At 44.4% G+C, this 21504-nt stretch carries 21 protein-coding genes, 2 pseudogenes and 1 riboswitch; of the genes and pseudogenes, 9 read left to right on the forward strand and 14 right to left on the reverse strand.

Features of this window, described 5'->3' with window-relative positions; all coding sequences use genetic code 11:
• The first annotated feature begins 119 nt into the window (after positions 1-119).
• Positions 120-227, forward strand: a complete 108-nt coding sequence (locus AB5642_RS10985) for a DUF6783 domain-containing protein (RefSeq protein ID WP_368371616.1) — start codon at positions 120-122, stop codon at positions 225-227.
• Here AB5642_RS10985 and AB5642_RS10990 read toward each other — a convergent pair.
• Positions 222-440, reverse strand: a complete 219-nt coding sequence (locus AB5642_RS10990) for a cation transporter (protein ID WP_118579549.1) — start codon at positions 438-440, stop codon at positions 222-224. The two genes, AB5642_RS10985 and AB5642_RS10990, sit on opposite strands and share 6 nt — an antisense overlap.
• Positions 441-664: 224 nt before the next feature.
• On the opposite strand from AB5642_RS10990, the gene AB5642_RS10995 reads away from it, so the two are divergent.
• The gene (locus AB5642_RS10995) at positions 665-1141 is read left to right on the forward strand and encodes a small multi-drug export protein (protein WP_118579636.1); all 477 of its coding nucleotides are present in this window, start codon (positions 665-667) and stop codon (positions 1139-1141) included.
• Positions 1142-1220: 79 nt separating this feature from the next.
• Here the strand turns inward: AB5642_RS10995 and AB5642_RS11000 are convergent, their stop codons facing one another.
• Positions 1221-1373, reverse strand: coding sequence for a DUF6783 domain-containing protein (locus tag AB5642_RS11000; protein WP_313721213.1), 153 nt, complete (start codon positions 1371-1373; stop codon positions 1221-1223).
• Between AB5642_RS11000 and AB5642_RS11005 the strand changes: the two are divergent.
• Positions 1323-1445, forward strand: a pseudogene (locus AB5642_RS11005) (DUF6783 domain-containing protein); the annotation flags it as partial. The gene AB5642_RS11000 and the pseudogene AB5642_RS11005 sit on opposite strands and share 51 nt — an antisense overlap.
• Before the next feature lie 122 nt (positions 1446-1567).
• Here AB5642_RS11005 and AB5642_RS11010 read toward each other — a convergent pair.
• Both AB5642_RS11010 and AB5642_RS11015 read right to left on the reverse strand, forming a co-directional pair.
• Positions 1568-1939, reverse strand: a complete 372-nt coding sequence (locus AB5642_RS11010) for a PAS domain-containing protein (protein ID WP_173719399.1) — start codon at positions 1937-1939, stop codon at positions 1568-1570.
• Positions 1940-1971: 32 nt separating this feature from the next.
• Positions 1972-2634: a Crp/Fnr family transcriptional regulator gene (locus AB5642_RS11015; RefSeq protein ID WP_368371613.1), complete on the reverse strand. Its 663-nt coding sequence runs from the start codon at positions 2632-2634 to the stop codon at positions 1972-1974.
• A 242-nt stretch (positions 2635-2876) separates the two neighbouring features.
• On the opposite strand from AB5642_RS11015, the gene hcp reads away from it, so the two are divergent.
• Together hcp and AB5642_RS11025 are read left to right on the forward strand one after the other, a co-directional pair.
• On the forward strand, positions 2877-4472 hold the full coding sequence (gene hcp, locus AB5642_RS11020) for a hydroxylamine reductase (protein ID WP_173774157.1): 1596 nt from the start codon (positions 2877-2879) through the stop codon (positions 4470-4472).
• A 13-nt stretch (positions 4473-4485) separates the two neighbouring features.
• Positions 4486-5097 carry an ATP-binding protein gene (locus tag AB5642_RS11025; RefSeq protein WP_368371614.1) on the forward strand — a complete coding sequence of 204 codons (612 nt, stop codon included), beginning with the start codon at positions 4486-4488 and terminating at the stop codon, positions 5095-5097.
• A gap of 159 nt (positions 5098-5256) precedes the next feature.
• On the opposite strand, the gene AB5642_RS11030 is transcribed toward AB5642_RS11025, so the two are convergent.
• The 7 genes from AB5642_RS11030 to AB5642_RS11060 all read right to left on the reverse strand — a co-directional run bounded on the left by AB5642_RS11030 (position 5257) and on the right by AB5642_RS11060 (position 12493).
• Positions 5257-6054: an HAD family hydrolase gene (locus AB5642_RS11030; RefSeq protein ID WP_368371615.1), complete on the reverse strand. Its 798-nt coding sequence runs from the start codon at positions 6052-6054 to the stop codon at positions 5257-5259.
• A 278-nt stretch (positions 6055-6332) separates the two neighbouring features.
• Positions 6333-7088, reverse strand: coding sequence for a DeoR/GlpR family DNA-binding transcription regulator (locus tag AB5642_RS11035; protein ID WP_173719396.1), 756 nt, complete (start codon positions 7086-7088; stop codon positions 6333-6335).
• A complete protein-coding gene (gene ptsP / locus AB5642_RS11040) occupies positions 7082-8731 on the reverse strand; it encodes a phosphoenolpyruvate--protein phosphotransferase (RefSeq protein ID WP_173715929.1) in 1650 nt (549 codons plus the stop codon). The genes AB5642_RS11035 and ptsP overlap by 7 nt, the downstream gene beginning before the upstream one ends.
• 160 nt (positions 8732-8891) lie before the next feature.
• Positions 8892-9149 (reverse strand): HPr family phosphocarrier protein, encoded by a 258-nt coding sequence (locus tag AB5642_RS11045; RefSeq protein WP_118579528.1) that lies wholly within the window; start codon positions 9147-9149, stop codon positions 8892-8894.
• Positions 9150-9368: 219 nt separating this feature from the next.
• Positions 9369-11282, reverse strand: a complete 1914-nt coding sequence (locus AB5642_RS11050; protein ID WP_173719394.1) for a fructose-specific PTS transporter subunit EIIC — start codon at positions 11280-11282, stop codon at positions 9369-9371.
• On the reverse strand, positions 11279-12211 hold the full coding sequence (pfkB, locus tag AB5642_RS11055; RefSeq protein ID WP_173719393.1) for a 1-phosphofructokinase: 933 nt from the start codon (positions 12209-12211) through the stop codon (positions 11279-11281). The genes AB5642_RS11050 and pfkB overlap by 4 nt, the downstream gene beginning before the upstream one ends.
• Before the next feature lie 153 nt (positions 12212-12364).
• Positions 12365-12493, reverse strand: a complete 129-nt coding sequence (locus tag AB5642_RS11060) for a DUF6783 domain-containing protein (RefSeq protein ID WP_306467805.1) — start codon at positions 12491-12493, stop codon at positions 12365-12367.
• Between AB5642_RS11060 and AB5642_RS11065 the strand changes: the two are divergent.
• Positions 12452-12589, forward strand: a pseudogene (locus tag AB5642_RS11065) (DUF6783 domain-containing protein); the annotation flags it as partial. The gene AB5642_RS11060 and the pseudogene AB5642_RS11065 sit on opposite strands and share 42 nt — an antisense overlap.
• A gap of 164 nt (positions 12590-12753) precedes the next feature.
• On the opposite strand, the gene AB5642_RS11070 reads toward AB5642_RS11065, so the two are convergent.
• Positions 12754-16518, reverse strand: a complete 3765-nt coding sequence (locus tag AB5642_RS11070; RefSeq protein ID WP_173719392.1) for an ABC transporter ATP-binding protein/permease — start codon at positions 16516-16518, stop codon at positions 12754-12756.
• Positions 16519-16852: 334 nt separating this feature from the next.
• Between AB5642_RS11070 and AB5642_RS11075 the strand changes: the two genes are divergently transcribed.
• From AB5642_RS11075 to AB5642_RS11085, 3 genes are all read left to right on the forward strand, one after another.
• Entirely contained in the window at positions 16853-17419 is a 567-nt protein-coding gene (locus AB5642_RS11075; protein ID WP_118579516.1) for a flavodoxin family protein, read from the forward strand.
• 71 nt (positions 17420-17490) lie between these two features.
• Positions 17491-17670, forward strand: a complete 180-nt coding sequence (locus AB5642_RS11080) for a DUF6783 domain-containing protein (RefSeq protein ID WP_368371617.1) — start codon at positions 17491-17493, stop codon at positions 17668-17670.
• The gene (locus tag AB5642_RS11085; RefSeq protein WP_173719391.1) at positions 17630-19027 is read left to right on the forward strand and encodes a sodium:alanine symporter family protein; all 1398 of its coding nucleotides are present in this window, start codon (positions 17630-17632) and stop codon (positions 19025-19027) included. Before AB5642_RS11080 ends, AB5642_RS11085 begins: the two co-directional genes overlap by 41 nt.
• Positions 19028-19089: 62 nt before the next feature.
• Here the strand turns inward: AB5642_RS11085 and AB5642_RS11090 are convergent, their stop codons facing one another.
• Together AB5642_RS11090 and AB5642_RS11095 are read right to left on the reverse strand one after the other, a co-directional pair.
• Positions 19090-19698, reverse strand: coding sequence for a hypothetical protein (locus tag AB5642_RS11090; RefSeq protein ID WP_227199081.1), 609 nt, complete (start codon positions 19696-19698; stop codon positions 19090-19092).
• A gap of 135 nt (positions 19699-19833) precedes the next feature.
• Positions 19834-21138, reverse strand: coding sequence for a sirohydrochlorin cobaltochelatase (locus tag AB5642_RS11095; RefSeq protein ID WP_173719390.1), 1305 nt, complete (start codon positions 21136-21138; stop codon positions 19834-19836).
• A 203-nt stretch (positions 21139-21341) separates the two neighbouring features.
• Positions 21342-21504: riboswitch (cobalamin riboswitch) on the reverse strand. This riboswitch is flagged as partial in the annotation.

The following is a 21504-nucleotide window of genomic DNA, read 5'->3' on the forward strand; positions in this document are numbered from 1 at the left end:
CACGGCCTCCATTATAATGATGTCGCTGGCACGCGACATATTCGCTTAATTCATTTGCGTGACTGAACAGAATACATCCTGTCCGGTTATTGTCTTACTGTTCACTCTGTGCCTAGAGCCTGTTTGAAAAATCATTCCCGCAATCTCCCACAAATTGTGACGTACATCTTGCAGAAAGCCTTTTTCAGACACGCTCTAGTAACTGCTTTTCCTCATTGTTTTTATAAGAAGATCTCGCAGTCGTCTTCTACTTTCTTACAGTTCTTCAGAACTTCCTGCATAACAGCCTTCGGCTCCTGTCCATCTTCAAACTCAACGATCATTTTCAGAGTCATAAAGTTTACAGTCGCATCCTTAACACCAGCAGTGTTCTTAGCAGCTTCCTCCATCTTGTTTGCACAGTTTGCACAGTCAACATCAATCTTGTAAGTTTTTTTCATGGTAGTGGTCTCCTTTTGAAAATGTTCTCTTTTTCATATGAACAATTATTCATATGTTTGTTTTTATTATAGCATTTAAATAACTTCTGTCAATAGGTTTGGAATAAAATCTTTCTTTTTCCTGTATTAATATAGTAATTTCTTTTTTTGCTCTGTTCAATTCTATTTTTTTCGTGTATAATAACCCAGATGTTATTGGAATGAAATTAGAGGAGATTTTAAACATGAAAAGTTATTTAATCGTTTTTCTCATTTCTATGGTACCGCTGATCGAGCTGCGTGGCGCGATTCCGTATGCTGTAGGTTTCGGAATTCCGCTGGTTCCGGCGTACATTATCGCCATTATCGGAAACATGCTTCCAGTACCGTTCATCTACTTCTTCGCCCGCAAGGTTCTGGAGTGGGGCAAGGATAAACCGGTGATCGGACGTTTCTTTACCTTCTGTCTTGAGAAAGGTGAAAAAGGAGGAAAGGCCCTGCAGGCAAAGGCCGGCCGCGGATTATTCGTAGCACTTCTACTCTTCGTAGGAATTCCTCTTCCCGGCACAGGTGCCTGGACCGGAACCCTGGCTGCCAGCCTTCTGGACATGGACTTTAAGTCCAGTGTTCTGGCTGTAATGCTTGGTGTCATTCTGGCTGGTCTTATCATGGGCGCTGCAAGTGCAGGACTTTTTGGGGCATTATTTGCAGTATTCAGCTGACAGGATTACAAACAAAAAGTATATGAAGTTTATCTGATTACGAATAAACTCATATACTTTTTTTATGCCTTAAAAGAAACTAAAACAAGCCTCTGTCGTTTTCGCTCGTCTTAGAGCCTGTTTGAAAAATCATTCCTGCAATCTGCACGCCCCACTTTGCGGTATATTTCACCCGAATTCGGTTGTCGTAGCCCGCTACGACGCCCTCATCCGGGCAAAATCTCCCACAAATTGTGACGCACATCTTGCAGAAAGCCTTTTTCAAACACGCTCTAGTTTCTTTTCCCACCCATTTTTTTATTAATGTTTTTGTTCCTGTTCACAGAAAACCCGAAAATTGCGACGCAAAATCATGCGAATACATGATTTCTGTGCATCGCGAAGCGTACTGCTAGTCAGGTCGTAAGCAGTAACATGTTTTTAGCTTCAGAAATTGTAATACGGTTCCTCATCCCGTGCCCGGTACTCATGCTTCTCATAATAGCCTATCAAAGTTCCGTCCTCATCACGCAGGGCTACCATATATACGTCCTTCGCCTGTTTCTCATTATAAAAAGTATGGATCCGGTTGTGCTCCTTATCTTCTTCAAACCAGGCAACCACTTTTTCAATTATTTCCTTTGACTTCGGATTGTGACAATTCATAAGACTTTTTCCAAGCAGTGCCTCACCACCCCATTTATGATAACTCTCCACGGCCTTCGGATTCATGTAGATAATTTCATGCTTCAGGTTGCAGATAACAACGGATGCAACATCCTGATCGATAATACTTTTAAAATATGGTGTCAGATTCATTTTAAATTTTCCCTCCTGCTATGAAGCCTTTTTCAAACACGCTCCAGATAATGGATCTGGTTTCTGTTTACTTCAATAATCCCTTCTTTTCGCATTTTGCCAAGCTCATTGGAAAGCGCACTTCTGTCTACTCCAAGATAATCAGCCAGTTCCTGCCGGTTAAAGGGGATCATAAACTGGCTGCTGCCCTGCTGCACCATCTCCTGGGAAAAATAGGAAAGCAGCCTCCCCCGGATGGATTTCGGTGCCGTATGAAGGCTTCTTCTGGAAAGTTCCAGGTTCTTCTTCGCCATGACCATCAGCATGTTACAGATCAGTTTCTCATGGCAGGGACAGGTATCCGGACAGGTGTGAAAAATCTTTCCCACCTCCAGAAAAAGGATCTGGCAATCCTCTGCAGCCGTCACCCCTATGAGCAGCTTTTCCCCTGGAATGCAGGCATATGTCTCTCCGAAAACCTGGCCTGGCGCAATCCGGTTCAGAATACTCTTGTTTCCCATCATGTCAATGCTCTCAATATGAACACTGCCGTTAAGCACAAGTCCCATCATCTTCACCTGGTCTCCCACCTGCCAGATCGTGCTGCCCTTGGCAAAGCTTTGCGGAGTGGCTTTCAGACAGGAAAGCATGTGCTTTGTTTCTTCTGGACTTGTTCCCTGAAAGAGAAAAGTCCTGGAAAGAAATTCATAATTCATTTTTCTCCTTTTGTTGTTATAACAACATACTTGTTGGTTGGATTATATTATAGTATGCGTACAAAGTCAAGGACGGTGGCAGAAATAAATTATCCATCTCTGACTTTCTCATGCGAAGCGAAAAGAATTTCCTGTTACTTTTCCTTTTGCAATTACAAAACAATCAGAAACCAATCAACTTATTTTCACGAAATGCTTATACCTTATAGAACAATATGATCAAATTCAGGAGGAAACTATTTATGGAACAGAACATGTTTTGTTTTCAGTGTGAACAAACTGCCGGATGTACCGGCTGTACAGGTGCCAAAGGAGTCTGTGGAAAAACCGCTGATACAGCCAGACTTCAGGATGAACTTACCGGAGCTCTCATCGGACTCTCCCATGCAGCAGATGAGAATACACCACTTGCAGAAACCACATGGAAACTGATGGTGGAAGGTCTGTTTGCTACCCTTACCAACGTAAGCTTCGATGACAAAGCCATCGCAGAAATCACAGACCGCATCCACCAGGAAAAAGCCCGGCTTCGCCCAGACTGTGGCGGCTGCGCTTCCCCTTGCGGACATAACGACGACTACGATATGAAGCTTCTCTGGAACGCCCAGGAAGACATCCGCTCCCTGAAATCTCTGATTCTCTTTGGAATCCGCGGAATGGCGGCTTATGCCTACCATGCAATGACACTTGGATATACTGACACAGAAGTAAACGAATTTTTCGCAAAAGCACTTTTTGCACTGGGCGAGGACTGGGATATGGACCTGCTTCTTCCTATTGTAATGGAAACAGGTAAATACAATCTTTCCTGCATGGAGCTTCTTGACCGCGCTAACACTGCCACTTACGGCACACCAGCTCCTGTTACAGTACCTCTTACTGTGGAAAAAGGCCCATTCATCGTCATTACCGGTCACGACCTGCATGACCTGAAACTTCTTCTGGAACAAACAGAAGGAAAAGGCATTAATATTTACACCCACGGTGAAATGCTTCCCTGTCATGCTTATCCGGAACTGAAAAAGTACAGTCACCTGAAAGGAAACTTCGGTACTGCATGGCAGAACCAGCAAAAAGAATTTGCAGAGCTCCCAGCTCCTGTTCTTTTTACCACAAACTGCCTGATGCCGCCGAAACCAAGCTACATGGACCGGGTATTTACTACAGGAACTGTCACTTTCCCTGGAACTGTTCACATTAATGAAGAAAAAGATTTCACACCAGTTATCCAGCGTGCCCTGGAGCTTGGCGGATATCAGGAAGACCAGCATTTTACCGGAATCAACGGCGGAACTTCCGTTACAACCGGCTTCTCCCATGGAACCATTCTTGGCGTTGCAAATCAGGTAATTGATGCTGTAAAAGCAGGTGCTATCCGTCACTTTTTCCTGGTAGCAGGCTGCGACGGCGCAAGAAGCGGACGCAATTACTATACCGATTTTGTAAAGCAGTCTCCTTCTGATTCCGTAATTCTTACACTTGCATGTGGAAAATACAGATTTAACGATCTGGACCTTGGAACCATCGGTGGGCTTCCAAGACTGATGGATATGGGACAGTGCAACGATGCTTACGGCGCGATCAAGGTTGCGGGCGCTCTTGCAGAAGCATTTGGATGTGGGGTAAATGAGCTTCCTCTTTCCATGGTGCTCTCCTGGTATGAGCAGAAAGCAGTTTCCATTCTGCTTACCTTGCTTCACCTTGGAATCAAAAACATCCGTCTTGGCCCGACCCTTCCGGCATTTTTATCACAGAATGTGCTGAATTATCTGGTAGAAAACTTTGGGATCGCTGCGATTACTACGCCAGAGGAAGACTTGAAAACGTTGTTGGGATAAGGAGGATACTCTCATGATCAGAAAAATCATTCATATAGATGAAGAAAAATGTAACGGCTGCGGGCTCTGTGCCCGCGCTTGCCACGAAAGTGCAATTGGAATTATAGATGGTAAAGCAAAACTGCTTCGTGAAGATTACTGCGACGGTCTGGGCGACTGCCTCCCTGCCTGTCCAACAAATGCCATTTCTTTTGTAGAAAAGGAGGCAGCTGCTTACGACGAAGCCGCAGTTCTGGAAAATAAGAAAAAGCTGGAAGCACACTCCCAGCTTCAACAGTGGCCGGTACAGATTAAGTTAGTTCCTATCAATGCTCCATATTTTGACGATGCTGACCTTCTTATTGCTGCAGATTGCACAGCCTATGCTTACGCTAACTTTCATCAGGATTTTATCAAAGGTAAGATTACTCTTATCGGCTGTCCGAAACTGGACTCTATAGATTACAGCGAAAAGCTCACCGAAATCATCCGTCAGAACAATATCAAGAGTGTTACCATCGTGCGCATGGAAGTTCCATGCTGCGGCGGAATCCAGAATGCAGCCATAAATGCCATGAAAGCCAGTGGAAAATTTCTTCCATGGCAGGTGTACACCATCTCCACAGATGGAAGGATTCTTGCCTGATTTTGCCCCACAAAAATCCGGACTGCTCCACACAGCCCGGATTTTTTATCCCTGTAATCCCTTTGATTGACGAATCATATCTTCCACTACAATATCAAAAATTTCTCCAATGGAATTACAAAATTGAATTTGCTCCCATTTCTTTATTCTTCTTTTCTCTTATAACTCCAAAATCATTTTTAATACATTCAGCACACTGTCCGGACCTGGTTTCTCCAGTACGTATCTGGCGGCCTGCTTGGCTTCCTCGCGGGCAGTGGTAACTGCATAGCTCTTTCCAGCTTCCAGCAGCATGCTCACATCATTGCAGTTATCTCCGAAAGCAACAACCTCTTCTCTCTTCGTAATTCCAAGACGGTTACAAAGTTTCTGAAGAGCATTTCCCTTTCCGGAATGTACATCCACGAAATCTACCCAGTAATCACCGGAAGCCATGATCTGAATCTTATCTCCAAAACGCCGCTTCGCTTCCTCTGCTCCTAGAGCTGCATCCACTTCTTCGTTATACATGGCAACTTTTGTCATAGTCTCCGGGGCATTCAATACATCGTCCACTTCATTTACATGAAGTTTATATCCTTCCCGAAGTTTCTTCACAAAAGCCTGGTCTGCCCGCTCCACGTATGCCTGGGCACTGCCTGCTGTCATGAAAGAAGCTCCCTTCTGGACTCTCACATACTCCACAACCTCTTTGAGTATATCGGCAGGAATTGCCATTTTTTCAATAATCTCTCCCTGATAGGAAATGATTCCACCGTTTCCTGCAATAAAATAAATATCATCTTTCACAGGTGCAAACACTCTTTCTATACTGTCATATTCTCTGCCGCTGACAGCTGCAAATACAATTCCCTTAGCCTTCAGCTTTCGGATAATGTCATAAATCTCCGGGTTAATATCCATGGTGCCTTCTTTCAGAAGTGTACCATCCAAATCTGATGCAATCAGTTTTATCATAGCATTACCTCACGTATTCTAATAAAAATCCACCTACTGCCTCACAGAGGATTTCAACATATTTTCTATTCCATAAAAAAGTCCACAGAACTCCCAACCTTTATCTGTCAGAAATCCTGTGGACTATTATACTATGAAAGGAACACTTTATCCAGAGTATGTTAAAAAATCATTCCTGCAAACTGCATAATATGGTTTGTTCTCACGCTTTCAACAGTCCACACAGACCTTCCGGAAAGTTATCAAAAAACGGAACTAAACTTCTCTTCTCAAATGTTCTATTTCTGCTCCTTCTGTACTTCTATAATATTGGCACAATCTTCATAGCCAGACGGAATCCTGTCTGTAATTATCGTAGATCTGTAAAAATCTGCAAAGGTCACAGAACTGATATTGTCAAACTTGGAACTATCGCAGAGCACATAGCACTCCCTGCACTGCTCCATGGCAGCTGCTTTAACTGCCGCTTCATTGGCATCCGGGGTAGTACAGCCACTCTTTCTGGTAAGTCCATTGGTTCCAAAAAAGCCTTTGGTAAAATGATAACCACGAATCGTATTCATAGCCTGATTACCAATTACTGCTTCTGTAGTGCTCTTCAGCTCTCCACCTACAAGAAGAACCTTAAAGCCTCTTCCTGCCAGTGTCTGGGCATGTACCACTGCATTGGTAACAAATACTGCCCTTGTAACCTTAAGAAACTTCAGGATATCCCCAGTAGTAGTACCTGCATCAATATAGACAAAATCCTCCTCCTGGATAAGACCTGCTGCATATTTTGCGATCCGGTCCTTCTCCTCCAGCTTCAGTCCCATTTTCTCGGCAACTGAATATTCATATGCAGTTACCCGCTCCTTCAGTTCTACGGCACCGCCGAAGACTTTCTCTAGCTTGCCTTCCTTATCCAGTGCAGTGATATCTCTTCTCACTGTTGACTCTGATGTATCTAAAAGATCCTTCACTTCTGTGACAGTAATACTTCCTTTCTCTCTCAGAAGCTCCAAAATGATCTCATGTCGCTGCTGTGTTAACATTCTTTTCCCGCCTTATAATCTGTAACATTGGTTTCCAGAATGATCTTACGCAGTGGAAGAATACTTCCCGGTGAAACAGAAAGCTCGTCCACTCCCATTGCCAGAAACTCTTTTGTAAGTGACTGGTCAGCACCAAGTTCTCCACAGATTCCAGCCCAGATACCAGCCTTATGAGCATTCTCCATAACCAGGGAAATCATGCGCAGCACTGCCGGATGATGAGGATCAAAAAACAGGTCAAGCTGAGGATTCTGACGATCGATTGCCATAGTATACTGGCTGAGATCGTTGGTTCCGATGCTGAAGAAATCAACCTCTTTCGCAAGATCATCACTGATGATTGCTGCTGCCGGAGTCTCAATCATAATTCCCTGTTCCGGATTACCAAACTCTACGCCCTGAGAGGTAAGCTCCGCTTTCACTTCCTCTACGATTTCCTTGATCTTACGCACTTCCTGTACGCTGGTGATCATAGGATACATAATTGCGATCTTGCCAAATGCACTGGCACGGAATAAAGCACGAAGCTGTGTCTTGAAAATCTCCGGTCTTGTCAGACAGATACGGATTGCCCTGCATCCCAGTGCCGGATTCTCTTCATGCTCCATGTGGAAATAATCGCATTGCTTGTCTGCACCAATGTCCAATGTACGGATGATCACTCTCTTGCCTGCCATAGTCTGTGCAACCTGTCTGTAAATCTGGAACTGTTCTTCCTCGGTTGGGAAATCTTCCTTCTCCAGATAAATAAACTCACTTCTGAAAAGACCGATTCCACCAGCATCATTCTGAATGACTGTTGCCAGATCCTTGATGTTGCCAATATTAGCGTACAGCATTACTTTCTGTCCGTCAAGTGTAACGTTCTCTTTTCCTTTAAGGGTCAAAAGAAGCTGCTTTCTGGAAAGATCTTCTTCCTGGCGCTTCTTCATCTCTGCCAGAGTCTCCTCATCCGGATCTACATAAAATGTACCGTCTGCCCCGTCTACAATTCCAAGTCTGCCATCCATCTCACTCTCAAGAGACACGGAAGTATTTACAAGTGCAGGAATCGCCATGGTCCTTGCAAGAATCGCTGTATGGGAATTCAAGGAGCCTTTCACTGTAACAAAAGAGAGAACTTTATCCTTATCCAGCTGTACAGTCTCTGATGGTGCCAGATCCTCTGCCACAATGATCTTCGGCTCGTCTGCATCTACAGCCCCTGTCTCTTCTCCATTTAAAATGGTGAGAAGCCGCTCAGAAATATCACGAACATCAGCTGCACGCTCTCTCATATAATCGTCGTCCATTGCCGAAAACATCTGCGCATAATTGTCACCTGTAGTTGCCACTGCATACTCTGCATTTACGCCCTGGCTGCGAATGATATTCTCTACAGATTCATTATATCCATCGTCCTCCATCATCATCTGATGAACTTCGAAGATTGCTGCATTGGCTTCCCCGACTTCTCTCAAGGCCTTATCGTAAAGTCCCTGAAGCTGTTTAATCCCTTCTGCCTTAGCTTTCTCATAGCGCGCCATCTCCTGTTCCGGATCATCAATCTTCACACGCTTAACCTGCTGCTCTTTTTTCTGATATACACTGATCTTACCGATGGCAATACCACCGAAAACACTTTTTCCATTATATATCTGCATTTTTTCTCTCCCACTTATTTGATCTGCTGACAGGAGACCAAACGCTCCTGCCAGCCTTTCCCGTTCTCGTGATACTCACCAAAGTCTCACGCAAATATCACTTTGACAAGCTGTTTACAAACAAACAGGGACATACCCGCAGGTATGTCCCCTTCCTGTCTTACAGAGTTTCCTGCATGAATTTGCTCACTGCCTCATATGCAGCGTCTTCATCTGCACCTTCAAATGTAAGAGTAACCTCGTCACCTTTCTTCACTGCAAGTCCCATAATTCCGAAGATTGCCTTACAATTCATAGCCTTGCCGCCCTTTGCGATCTTGATATCAGAAGAAAAAGCCTTTACTGCTTTTACAAGCTCTCCTGCTGGACGTGCGTGGATTCCTTCCGGGTCTGTTACAACATATTTAAATTCTCTCATGATTCATTCCTCCATTTTTCTTTTTATCTTTGGTCTCTATTGATTTTCTTATTATTTGATTTCTTTATATCGGATTTCACATTCTGTGTCAATCACTATTCACGATTATGTTACTGTTCATGACCTTCACAATAACACGATTATACCTGCATATCTTTTCCAGACATGAGTTACCATTCATTCCGCAGCCAATATTAGAGCCTGTTTGAACATCCATTGTCAGGCATTTTTCTTTTTCAGAACTCCCAGGAGCACTGCGGAAACAACAGTTCCCACTACCAGTGCACTCACATAATGCACTGCATTTCCCATAACCGGAACTACGAAGATTCCACCGTGAGGTGCCATCAGGGTACAGCCAAATGCCATGGACATTGCACCTGCAAGACCAGATCCCACAATACATGCCGGAAGCACATGAAGCGGGTCGGCTGCTGCAAAAGGAATGGCTCCCTCTGTGATAAAGGCAAGTCCCATAATAAAGTTGGTAGGACCAGACTCCCTTTCTTCTTTCGTAAATCTGTCTTTAAAAAGAAGTGTAGCAAGTGCGATGGCGCATGGCGGAACCATACCACCAACCATAACGGCTGCCATAATATCATAGTTACCAGCTGCAATCGCTGCAGTACCAAATACATATGCTGCCTTGTTAAACGGGCCACCCATATCGATTGCCATCATTCCGCCAAGGATCAGTCCAAGAATGATCTTACTGGAGCTTCCCATGGAGGTAAGTCCGTTATTCAGTGCTGTATTGATACCCCCCATGATGGGCTCTACAACAAACAGCATCAGAAGTCCCATGATCAGAATACCAACAACCGGATAAATCAGAACCGGCGCAATCTTCTCAAGGGCTTCCGGAAGCTTCTCACATACCTTACGAAGTCCCAGAATAATATATCCTGCTGCAAAACCAGCTACCAGAGCACCAAGAAAACCTGAAGTTCCGCTGTGTGCCATCATTCCACCCACAAAGCCAAGTGCAAGTGCCGGTCTGTCACCGATTGCCATGGCAATAAATCCCGCCAGAACCGGAAGCATAAAACCAAATGCCACATCACCGATTTGTTTGAACATAGCTGCCGCCGGAGTAATAGACCCAAAATTAGAGCGCTCGGCTACATCCAGGGCATTCATATCTACCATAAGACCATCGATCAAAAAGGCAATGGCGATCAGAATACCACCGCCAACTACAAACGGAAGCATATGGGAAACACCATTCATCAGCTGGGTGTAAATCTTGTGTCCCACACTGCCGCCGGCCTTATTCTGACTCTGTGATGAGGCTGATGCATTTCCGCTGTGATAAACCGGTACGTTTCCAGACATGGCAAGCTCTACAAGCTCATCAGCCTTATTGATTCCATCAGAAACCTGACGCTGAATCACTTTCTTGCCATCGAAACGATCCATGGGAACCTGGGCATCGGCCGCAACGATAATGCAGTCTGCATCCTGAATCTCCTGCTCTGTAAGCACATTCTTGGCTCCGCCAGAGCCTCTTGTCTCAATTTTCACAAAACAGTTCTTCGCCTTGGCAGCCTTCTCAATTCCTTCTGCTGCCATGTAGGTGTGGGCAATTCCTGTAGGACAGGAAGTAACAGCCAGAATCTTAAACTGATCCGCTTCAGCCTCTCCCATATCGGCCAGACGCTCATCTACGCTCTTCTTCTCCTCATCTGCCTGATCAATGATCGCAAGAAATTCCTCTGGTGTCTTCGCTGCACGAAGGCTCTTGGTAAAGTCCTCATCCATCAGCATCATGGAAAGCTTGCTGAGCACATCCAGATGAACATTATCCTCTGTATTTGGCGCAGCAATAAGAAACAGCAAGGTAACCGGCTCTCCGTCAAGAGAGTCAAAGTCAACCCCTCCCGGGATCACCATAGCGGCAAGTCCTGGTTTCTCTACTGCATCACATTTACCATGAGGAATGGCGATTCCCTCCCCGATTCCTGTAGTACTTTCTTCCTCTCTGGCATAGACCTGCTTACGGTACGCTTCCTCATCATTAATCTTGCCACTTCTGGTCATAAGGGAAACCGCTGCATCCAGAGTCTGAGACTTATCTGCTGGGGCAGCATTTAACGAAATACTTCTTACGTCCAGTAAATCTGTGATCCTCATTTCTTCCTTTCCTCCTGATCCTTTCCTGTGATCTGCTGATATACAGCTTCAATCTCTTCTCTGGTAGCAAGATTCTCAGAAAACGCACTGGCACTTCCAGCTGCGATTCCCATGTGGAACGCATATTCATAATCCTGCTTCTCCATATATCCTGCCATAAATCCGGCAACCATGGAGTCTCCGGCTCCAACACCATTGATCAGCTTGCCTTTCGGTGCAGGCTCCTCATAAACGTCTCCATTCTCAGCAATAAGGACCGCTCCTTCTCCTGCCATGGAGATCAGTACATTCACAGCTCCCATCTTCTGGAGTTTCTTACCATATGGGATCACGGACTGGCGGTCTTTCAGTTCCACACCGAAGATCTCACCAAGTTCATGGTTATTTGGCTTAATGAGAAATGGATGATAGGGGAGAACCTTCATCAAAAGATCTCTCGTCGCGTCCACTGCGATTCTTACGCCTCTGCCGTCCAGCATAGCCATGATCTTCTGGTAGGCATCATCCGGCATGGATGATGGAATGCTTCCGGAAAGGAAAAGTACATCGCCTTGTCCAAGCTCTCCTAACTGCTTCATCAGCAGATCCACCTTATCAGTTCCGATCTTCGGTCCCTGTCCATTGATTTCTGTACCGTCTATACTCTTCAGCTTCAGATTGATTCTGGAAAAGCCTTCCCCTACCTGGATGAAACCATTCCTCACACCCATCTCCTCAAGACGTCTGATAATCTCATCTCCGGTAAATCCGGCTGTAAATCCAAGGGCTGTACTCTCAATTCCCAGATTCATAAGAACTGTAGAAACATTAATTCCCTTGCCTCCCGGCAAAAGCATCTCCGAACTGGTTCGATTGGTAAGACCAAGCTGGAAGTTCTCTACCGACACGATGTAATCCAGTGACGGATTAAAAGTCACAGTGTAAATCATTTCTGCCTCCTGCTTATTTTTGCTTGTTTTTGATTTGTTGTGCTTATTATACTTTCATATACAGTCAAAGTCAATCAATCTTTTTCACAAGATTTTCACTTATGATTTATTACAATTGCACAACTATGAATTATTTTGACTGTTTTTGATTTTTTATATGCAACGATGTGCCAGAGCATGTTCAAAAAAGCTTTCTGCAAGATGTACGTCACAATTTGTGGGAGATTTTGTCCGGATGAGGGCGTCGTAGCAGGCTACGGAAACCGAATTCGGGCGAAACATACCGCAAAGTGGGGCGTACAGATTGCGGGAATGATTTTTCAGACGCGCTCCAGTACAGTGAAAATTAAGTATCTGCCACATTGGCGCAGTATATGACAGATCAGACAGATCAATATGGCGGTTATTTACTATTGGCTGTACAAATAGTAATATCCATAAATCACAAAAAAATGCAGATATCAGGCTGTGCCCCAACCTGAACCCTGCATTTTTCTGTATTTTATAATGATGGTCAAAATCAGTCATCAAATTCTGTTATTTTAATCAGTTCGAAGCGCTGTCACCGGATCACTTTTAGCAGCTTTTCTTGATGGGATCAGTCCGCCAAGAAGAGTCAGAACCACGCTCAGTCCGATCAGAACTACTGCTGCTACAGGAGGAAGAGCCGCCTTCACATTCACTCCGTCAGCCAGTGACCGGATAATGCTGTTCGCAGGAATGAGAAGAAGCAATGTAATTCCAATCCCCATAGCACCTGCGCAAAATCCGATAATAAACGTCTCCGCATTGAACACCTGTGACACGTTGTGCCTGGAAGCACCAATCGCTCTTAGAATACCAATTTCTTTTTTCCTCTCCAGAACACTGATATACGTGATAACACCGATCATAATGGAAGAAACCACAAGGGAAATCGCTACAAAAGCCACCAGAACATAACTGATAATATTTACAATATCCGTAACTGACGACATCAGCGTTCCCACAAGATCCGTATAAGTGATCACCTTCTCATCCTCTCCTGCCGCTTCCATATCCGCGTTATACTGATCCAGAATACCTACAATTTCTGATTTACTTTCAAAATCCTTTGGATAGATATTAATTCCGCCAGGAACATTTAGATCTGCATATCCAAGCTTTTTCAGATTTCCGTCATAAGAAGAATTTTCAGATGACAGTAGGGACATCATGAGCTCTGAGAGGTCGTCCTCATTCATGTTCATCTGAATTGCTTTTGCAAAAGCCTCCGGATTAATGGAAAGCGCATCTTCCATATTTCCCATGCCGCTTCCCAATCCGCCAAGTCCGCTCATAGCCTGGCTCATGGCAGAAGTAAGACTCGATGATACACTGGTCATCACAGACTGCATTGCCTCCTGCATACCGGAACTGATATTTCCCATCATCTGCTCCATAGCAGTCTGGATTCCCTTTGTAAGCTGTTTTTCCACCTGTTCCATTATCTCTGTAAATTTTGACTCAATCCCCTTTGCGATCGCATCTGTGAAAGAAGTCATCATGACTTTCATGTAAGTTTCCATTGCCTGGGAAAACTGCGTCTGCACCTCGCTGGTATCCACAAGAGTCATAAGTCCATTCATGAGACGATTCTGCCCATCCTCTGTCTGCATATATTCCAGAAAATAGGTTCCCAGATTAGCCGGGTCCGGAAGGGAATTATTCCTGGCATACTCCGGATAAGCAGCTACAACGTCCTGCATAAGAAGATCCCGTATCTGTTTTGTGGTAATATTCACTGTCACGCTGTTTTTAACCAGATTCTCTGCTTCCTCTTTGATCTGCTGCTGGATTTCCCCCTGACTTAAAAAGGCAAGAATGCTGGCCACATCTGTCTGGGTGATACCATTTGCCTTGGCATACTCCTGATACTGGTTCATCAGCCCCACAGCCACTGCGATCAGTTTTTCCGAAGACATATCCACGTTCACGTTATTTTTCACCAGCTCCTGCAGATCCTTGCACAGACGTTCGTTCATCTCTTTTGATGTCAGATACTGCTTCAATGCTGCCTGCATTTTATCCATATCTGCTTCCGGTTTATCTTTAATGCTTTCCTGATAACCAGTAAGAACCTCTTTCAGCAAAGCAGTTACCTTCTCTTCTGTAAAATCAAACTTCACTGACTTCAGCGCCTGACTCATATCCGGAACCTGGTCTGCCGGAAGATTTTTCAGAATTTCTTCCGGATCAATCATATGGGAAAGATCCAGATCAAGGTCATCCAGCTTGATAAGCTTGGAAAGATCCGGCATACTGCTCTCATCCAGATTTATATTTCCAGCCAGAGCTGACATGTCAGGCATATCCGGCATTTCCACATTCAATCCGGAGGACAGCCCCGAAAGACTGGACAGGTCCATATTAAATCCACTGAGATCTACCTGAAAGGCCTCCTGCAGAGCATCCGCGTTAATGGAAAAAAGGGATTCCATGTCAAACTTACTGTTCTCATTGTCTTCTTTTCCAAATTCCTCTCCGGTAAAAACATTTATCTTTTCATCCGCCAGCTGCTGCTTCACAATTTCACTGGAAGCAGCCTTCTCGATCACATGTTTGGTAAGCTCCGGGGTATAACAGATTCCTGCAGTGAGCATGGAAGCAGCGGCACCTTCCACAGGCTGGACAATTCCCACAATTGTCAGATCTTCTCCGTTTTTCACCAGTTTTTTCATATAAGAGCTGTTGTCTGATTTATCCTTCCAGACCTTATATTCTTCATCATATTCATAATAATCGGTACTGTTTACCAGCTTAAATTTCTTCCCCAGGATTTCATCATAGGTGTATGGACCCTCGTTTTCTGGCGTTTCCACTGCCTCTTCTGCCATAAATTTCTGAACCATATCATCCAGTTCCTTACCGTCCCGAAGCCCAAGAGTGTATTGGAGAAAATCACTGATATCGCCCTGTGAAGTAAGCACCAGTACACATTCTTTATAATTTTCAGGCCATCTTCCCGCTTTCACGTCATATTGATCCTTATAAAGATCAGCATCTTCCGGCATTTCATGAAAAACATCAGTGCTCATGGTAGAAGACATAATGCTGTTGGAGGAACCAGAGCCCAAACCCATAGCCGAAAAAGATTTGTCCGGATTTACCTGTCGGATATTTTTTTCATTTTCCAGAAAAATCTGGGGAGAAACAGAATACGTATACTCCACCGAATTTGCATACTGGGAAATGCTGCTTTCATTACTGTCCAGGTAAACCTTCAGAGACTCCAGATCATTGGAATTCATTTTGGAGAACATATTAGTCACCATCTGGGCAACTCCTACTTCCCCATCCTTTTTCCCACTCTGCGCTGTGGCTGCTCCCATCATCATAGAGGTAAGATCCACTCCTGTGCTTTGTATCTGCAACGGATATTCTGAAAGTGTTTCTTCTTCCATATTTGTAATGTATTTGTCTACACCATTTGATATGGAAAGGATCAGCGCAATTCCGATAATACCGATGGAGCCTGCAAAAGAAGTAAGTAAGGTCCGGGCTTTCTTAGTCTTCAGATTCTGAAAGCTAAGGGAAAGTGCAGTAAAAAAGGACATGGAGGATTTTCCCATATTCTTGTGAACAGGAGGTGCCATGCTCTCGCTGTCTATCACAAACGGATCTGTATCAGAAAGGATCCGCCCATCTTTTACCGTCACGATTCTGGTGGCATAAAGCTGGGCAAGCTCCGGATTATGGGTGACCATTACTACCAATCGTTCCTTTGCGACCCCTTGCAAAAGATCCATAACCTGTACACTGGTATCTGAATCCAGGGCTCCTGTTGGCTCATCCGCCAAAAGAATTTCCGGGTCATTTACAAGTGCTCTGGCAATTGCCACTCGCTGCATCTGACCGCCTGACATCTGACTTGGCTTTTTGTGGATCTGGGCACCAAGGCCTACTTTTTCCAGAGCTTCTTTTGCACGGCGTCTCCGCTCACTTTTTGATACACCGGAAATGGTAAGGGCAAGCTCCACGTTTGCAAGAACTGTCTGGTGTGGGATCAGATTATAACTCTGAAACACAAATCCTATGGTATGATTTCGATAAGAGTCCCAGTCCCTGTCTTTATATTTTTTCGTAGAAATCCCATTGATGATCAGATCGCCTCTATCGTACCGGTCAAGACCACCAATAATATTCAGAAGAGTGGTTTTTCCCGAACCGCTGGGACCAAGAATTGCCACAAATTCATTGTCCCGAAGACTAAGGCTCACTCCGTCCAGGGCACGCTGTACCAAATTTCCTGTTCTGTATTCTTTGTGTATGTCTTTGATCTGAAGCACTTACTACTTCCTTTCTGTCGCATAATAAATGTTTATAACCATTCACCAATTCAGGCAAAATATACCGCAAAGTGGGGCGCCGAAGATTTCGATTTTTATGTGAGTCAGATTCACATAAAATACCTTGCGGAATAATATTTGCTGAATAGTTCAAATATTTTTTATTATAATCTTAAATTGTGAACATATTGTGTTTTTAAAATAAAACCATTCTCTTGAAATCCAACTATTTCTATCGTATAATAAGAAGATACATTACCGCTTTAGAGAGATGATGCATGCAGATTGCGGCTATCGCAGTCTGATATAACTTACTTCAGAAAGGATGAAAAACATGAAGGTTTTACTCTTAAATGGCAGCCCGCGCAAGGAAGGCTGTACGTTCACCGCACTTAGTGAAGTGGCAAAAACACTGAATCATAATGGAATTGATACTGAGATTTTCCAAGCTGGAAATCCGGATACAGATAATGTAAAAGCCGCCGCGGCGAAATTAAAAGAAGCAGATGCGCTTATAGTTGGTTCTCCGGTATACTGGGCTTCCCCATCCGGACAGATCATTGAATTTATGGATAAGCTTTGCTCCATGGCAGGCAAAGACATGCTCCACAAACCAGCTGCAGCAGTTGCTTCTGCAAGAAGAGCCGGCACCACAGCTACTTTAGACGTTCTTCAGAAATATTTCAGCTATCATGAAATGCCTGTTGTATCTGCTAACTACTGGAACATGGTTCACGGAAATACTCCTGCAGAAGTTGCACAGGATGAAGAAGGACTTCAGATCATGCGCTCACTTGGAAACAATATGGCATGGCTTCTGAAATCCCTGGAAGCAGGGAAAGCGGCAGGTATTGCAGTTCCCCAGGCGGAAGATAAGATCAAGACAAATTTTATCCGCTAAATATGGTGCAGTAGTTGTCATGTCTTCACATAAATGAAGCTCCAGAGCGTGTTTGAAAAAAGCTTTCTGCAATATTTCCCACAAGATGGGGCGTGCAGATTGCAAGAATGATTTTTCAAACAGGCTCTGGCTGCACCAGTTTAATAATGTGTGTGACATGGAAGCAGTTCCGTTCACATACATCCAAAAAAACTTCCAGAGAGGTATTTTATGCTGCAAATAATCGAAACAATCAACACCGCTGTAAATAATTTTATCTGGGGCGTTCCTGCAATGGTCTGTATTTTCGGAGTTGGTCTTTATCTTAGTATCCGCACCAATTTTCTTCAGATTCGCAAATTCCCCTACGCAATCAAAACAACCCTTGGACGTATTTTCCGCAAACGTGACGCATCTGACGGTGCTATCACGCCTTTCCAGGCAGTGTGTACAGCACTTGCAGCCACGGTCGGTACTGGCAATATTGCCGGTGTAGCAGGTGCTATCGCAATTGGCGGTCCCGGAGCCATATTCTGGATGTGGGTTTCTGCACTGTTTGGCATGTGTACCAAATATGCTGAGGTTACTCTGGCGGTACACTACCGCGAGATCAATGCCAACGGTGAACTGGTAGGCGGTCCCATGTATTACATCAAGAACGGTCTTAGCAAAAAATGGCACTGGCTGGCTTATCTGTTCGCAGCATTCGGCGTGCTCACTGTATTTGGTACCGGTAACGCTACACAGGTCAATACTATCACCACTGCCATCAATTCTGCATTGCTGAATTATAACGTGATCAGCGAAAGCGCCGTTTCTACTTCCAACCTGATCATCGGAATCATAATTGCCATTCTAATTGCCATGATCCTTCTTGGCGGAATCAAACGAATTGGCCATGTTACCGAAAAGCTGGTTCCATTTATGGCTCTGCTTTACATTCTTCTCGGACTGGGAGTTATCCTTCTGAACATTCAGAATGTACCAGCTGTATTCGCTTCTATTATCAGAGGGGCATTTCAGCCCAGAGCTGTAACAGGCGGCATTGTTTTAAGTATGTTCACAAGTTTAAAAAAGGGTGTTTCCCGTGGTATCTTCTCTAACGAGGCTGGTCTTGGTACCGGATCCATTGCCCATGCGTGTGCAGATACCAAAAAGCCTGTAAAACAGGGTATGTTCGGTATTTTCGAAGTCTTTACAGATACCATCGTGATCTGTACACTGACTGCACTGGTTATCCTTTGCAGCGGCGTTGCTGTTGATTATGGAAAAGCAGCTGGCGCAGAGCTTACGATCCTTGGATTTACTTCTACATATGGAAGCTGGGTATCCATTTTTACAGCAGTTGCCATGTGCTGCTTCGCTTTTTCCACAGCAGTCGGATGGGGACTTTACGGTGCCCGCTGCATCGAGTTCCTGTTCTCTGAAAAAGTGATCAAACCTTTTATGGTTATTTATTCCCTGGTTGCCATCCTTGGCGCAACTGCCAACCTTGGACTGATGTGGAGCATTGCCGAGACATTTAACGGTCTTATGGCAATTCCCAACCTGATTGCTTTGTTCCTGCTTTCCGGTACAGTTGTGAAGCTGACAAAAGAATATTTTGCCGGTGAGGGCAAAACAAAATAAATATAAAAAGGGACATCGCATGAACCGTTTTCGCTCATGTGATGTCCCTTTCAGATTATTGATCAATCCTTATTCTCTTCCTCGGCAGCTGCATCTGTAGTTGTATCAGCATCTTCGCTTTTCTCTTCCTCACCGATCTCAACTGCATTTTTTTCTTCCTCAGTCAGCTCCTGCACATCCGTAACGCTTACCTTATGGTCATACCATTTTCCCTTTTTACCAATGATTGCCAGGTCAAATTCCTCATCCAGCTTCTCTACCGGAACATTGAATCCATAAACCTCCTCTGTCATGCCATCGCTGTAAGTTACCTTATCAATAGTAGGCTGAATCAGTTCGGCACCGTCTTTCTGTGCATCCTCTGCTGTTCCAAGGAAAACATTCTCAATATTCTTGGAAACGAGAGTAATATGAACGGTCATTTTACCATCCTTTACAGTGAGGGTAGCTCTTCCGTTGCAAGCCTCATTTACATGGAACATACTGCTGTCTGTGTCAAACTCTACACCATAAACACCGTCTTCAAGTTCGCTGTCTGCGGCATTCTCTGCACCATCTGTGGTTTCCTCTGCCTCAGCCTCTGTGGCTTCTGCAAATGCCGGGAATGCAGTTCCTGCTGTCATAGCGGAAATACTTACAGCTGTTAATAAAATGACTAATGAACGTTTCATAATAACTCTCCTTGCTTTTTCTTTATTTACGGTGCACTTGTGTGTACCGTATTTGTTTTATTACTCAAACAGCTGCCCCACAGTGTAGGAGCAGCTGCTTTTGTTCTGTTGCAATAACAATTTATACCAGAATAATTATTTCGCGATGGAATCAATAGCTGCCTGAGTATGAGCTACATAAAGCTGCTCAACAGCGTCAATTCTTCCAAGACCTTCGATCTGGCAGTCAATCTCATCGAAATCTCCAGAGGCCTCGAACATGCTCTTCCAGGAATCGTCATCATCACCAGCCATATCATTGTTTGCATGGTCACCAGCAACAACCATAAGCGGACGAAGAATTACTTTCTTGAATCCGGCATCTTTTACTTTATTGATAACTTCATCACAAGCTGTATCCTCTGGCTCACCTTCTACAGTACCGATGAATGCGTTTGTGAATCCAAGTTTCTCCATCTGGGTCTGCATCTGGTCATATGTAACGTTTGCTGTATGGGAAGTACCATGTCCCATGAATACAAATGCGGTTCCATCTTCTGCAGCTGCTTCCATGCTGTCATATCCAGCTTCTTTTACAGCTTCATCTGTGATTGCCTGAGCAACAGCAGCTTTGTCATCGTTGATAACGGTAGCGTCATCGCCAACCTCACCAAGCATTGGTTCAGCGATTGCTACAGATTCAAATTTATCTTTGTAAGCATCAATAGCTTCTACCATCTCATCGTACTCAGCACCATGCATAAGATGTGTAGGCTGAACTACAAGATTCTTAACACCGTTTGCTACTGCACGGTCAAGTGCCTGCTGCATGTTATCAATCTTCTCATCATCTCTTGCCTGTACATGGTTGATAATGATCTGAGCGGTAAATGCTCTTCTTACAGACCAATCCGGGAATGCTTCTGCAAGAGCATCCTCGATTCCCTTAATATCCTCTGCACGGCTGTCGTTAAAGGATGTACCAAAGCTTACTACAAGAAGCTCATTCTCACCGATCTCGTCCTGATTACGAGGATCATCCTTGGAAGCATCACCTGTATCACGTCCGAAATACTCTGGGCTGGCCTCTTCTCCCTCTACAAGCTCTTTCTGAGCATCTGTAAGGGCATCCCATGCTTCTTTAGCTTCCTTGCACTGCTCATCTGTATCATCTGTTCTCTCCTGAACATAAATAGCATCGATAAGTGCTGCTACTTTATCAGCCGCTTCCTTATCTGCATCTGCAGTGTCATCAGCTGCTTCTGCATCGTCTGTTGTCTCAGCATCATCAGCTGCTTCAGCATCGTCAGCTGCCTCAGCATCATCAGCTGTCTCAGCATCGTCTGTTGTCTCCTCTGCTGCTTCCTCTGTCTCTGCAAATGCAACAGTTGCTGTTGCTGCTGTCATGCTTGCTGCCATAGAAGCTGCAAGAAGGATTGCTAATAAAGATTTTCTTTTCATTTCTTTTTCCTCTTTTTTTTGTATTTCCGGATAGAATCACGTATAAAGAATCCTATGGGAAATCTATCACCAATCTCCCATTGCATAAAAACAGCCGCATTTTCTGCGACTGCACACATTCTCATATACACACTTTTCTTCCAAAAAACATTCAGGAAATATTCATGTATCGTTATGAGAATACAAGTTCTGTGTACCGCAGACCTAAGATTCCACGCAAAGGCAGTTCTCCTGACTTCGGTCAACACTGCTCCCCCTTCCCGGTTTCCCAGTGGGCTCTGAAGCAGCTCCCTTACACAGTGACGGCATCGTTCCGGACTCTCACCGGATTCTCTTTTGCGCATCATGTTTATGATGCAACCTTTG

This window comes from Ruminococcus sp. 1001136sp1_2201st1_G3_2201SCRN_220225, from assembly GCF_040924365.1.
GTDB classification, from domain to species: domain Bacteria; phylum Bacillota; class Clostridia; order Lachnospirales; family Lachnospiraceae; genus Blautia_A; species Blautia_A faecis.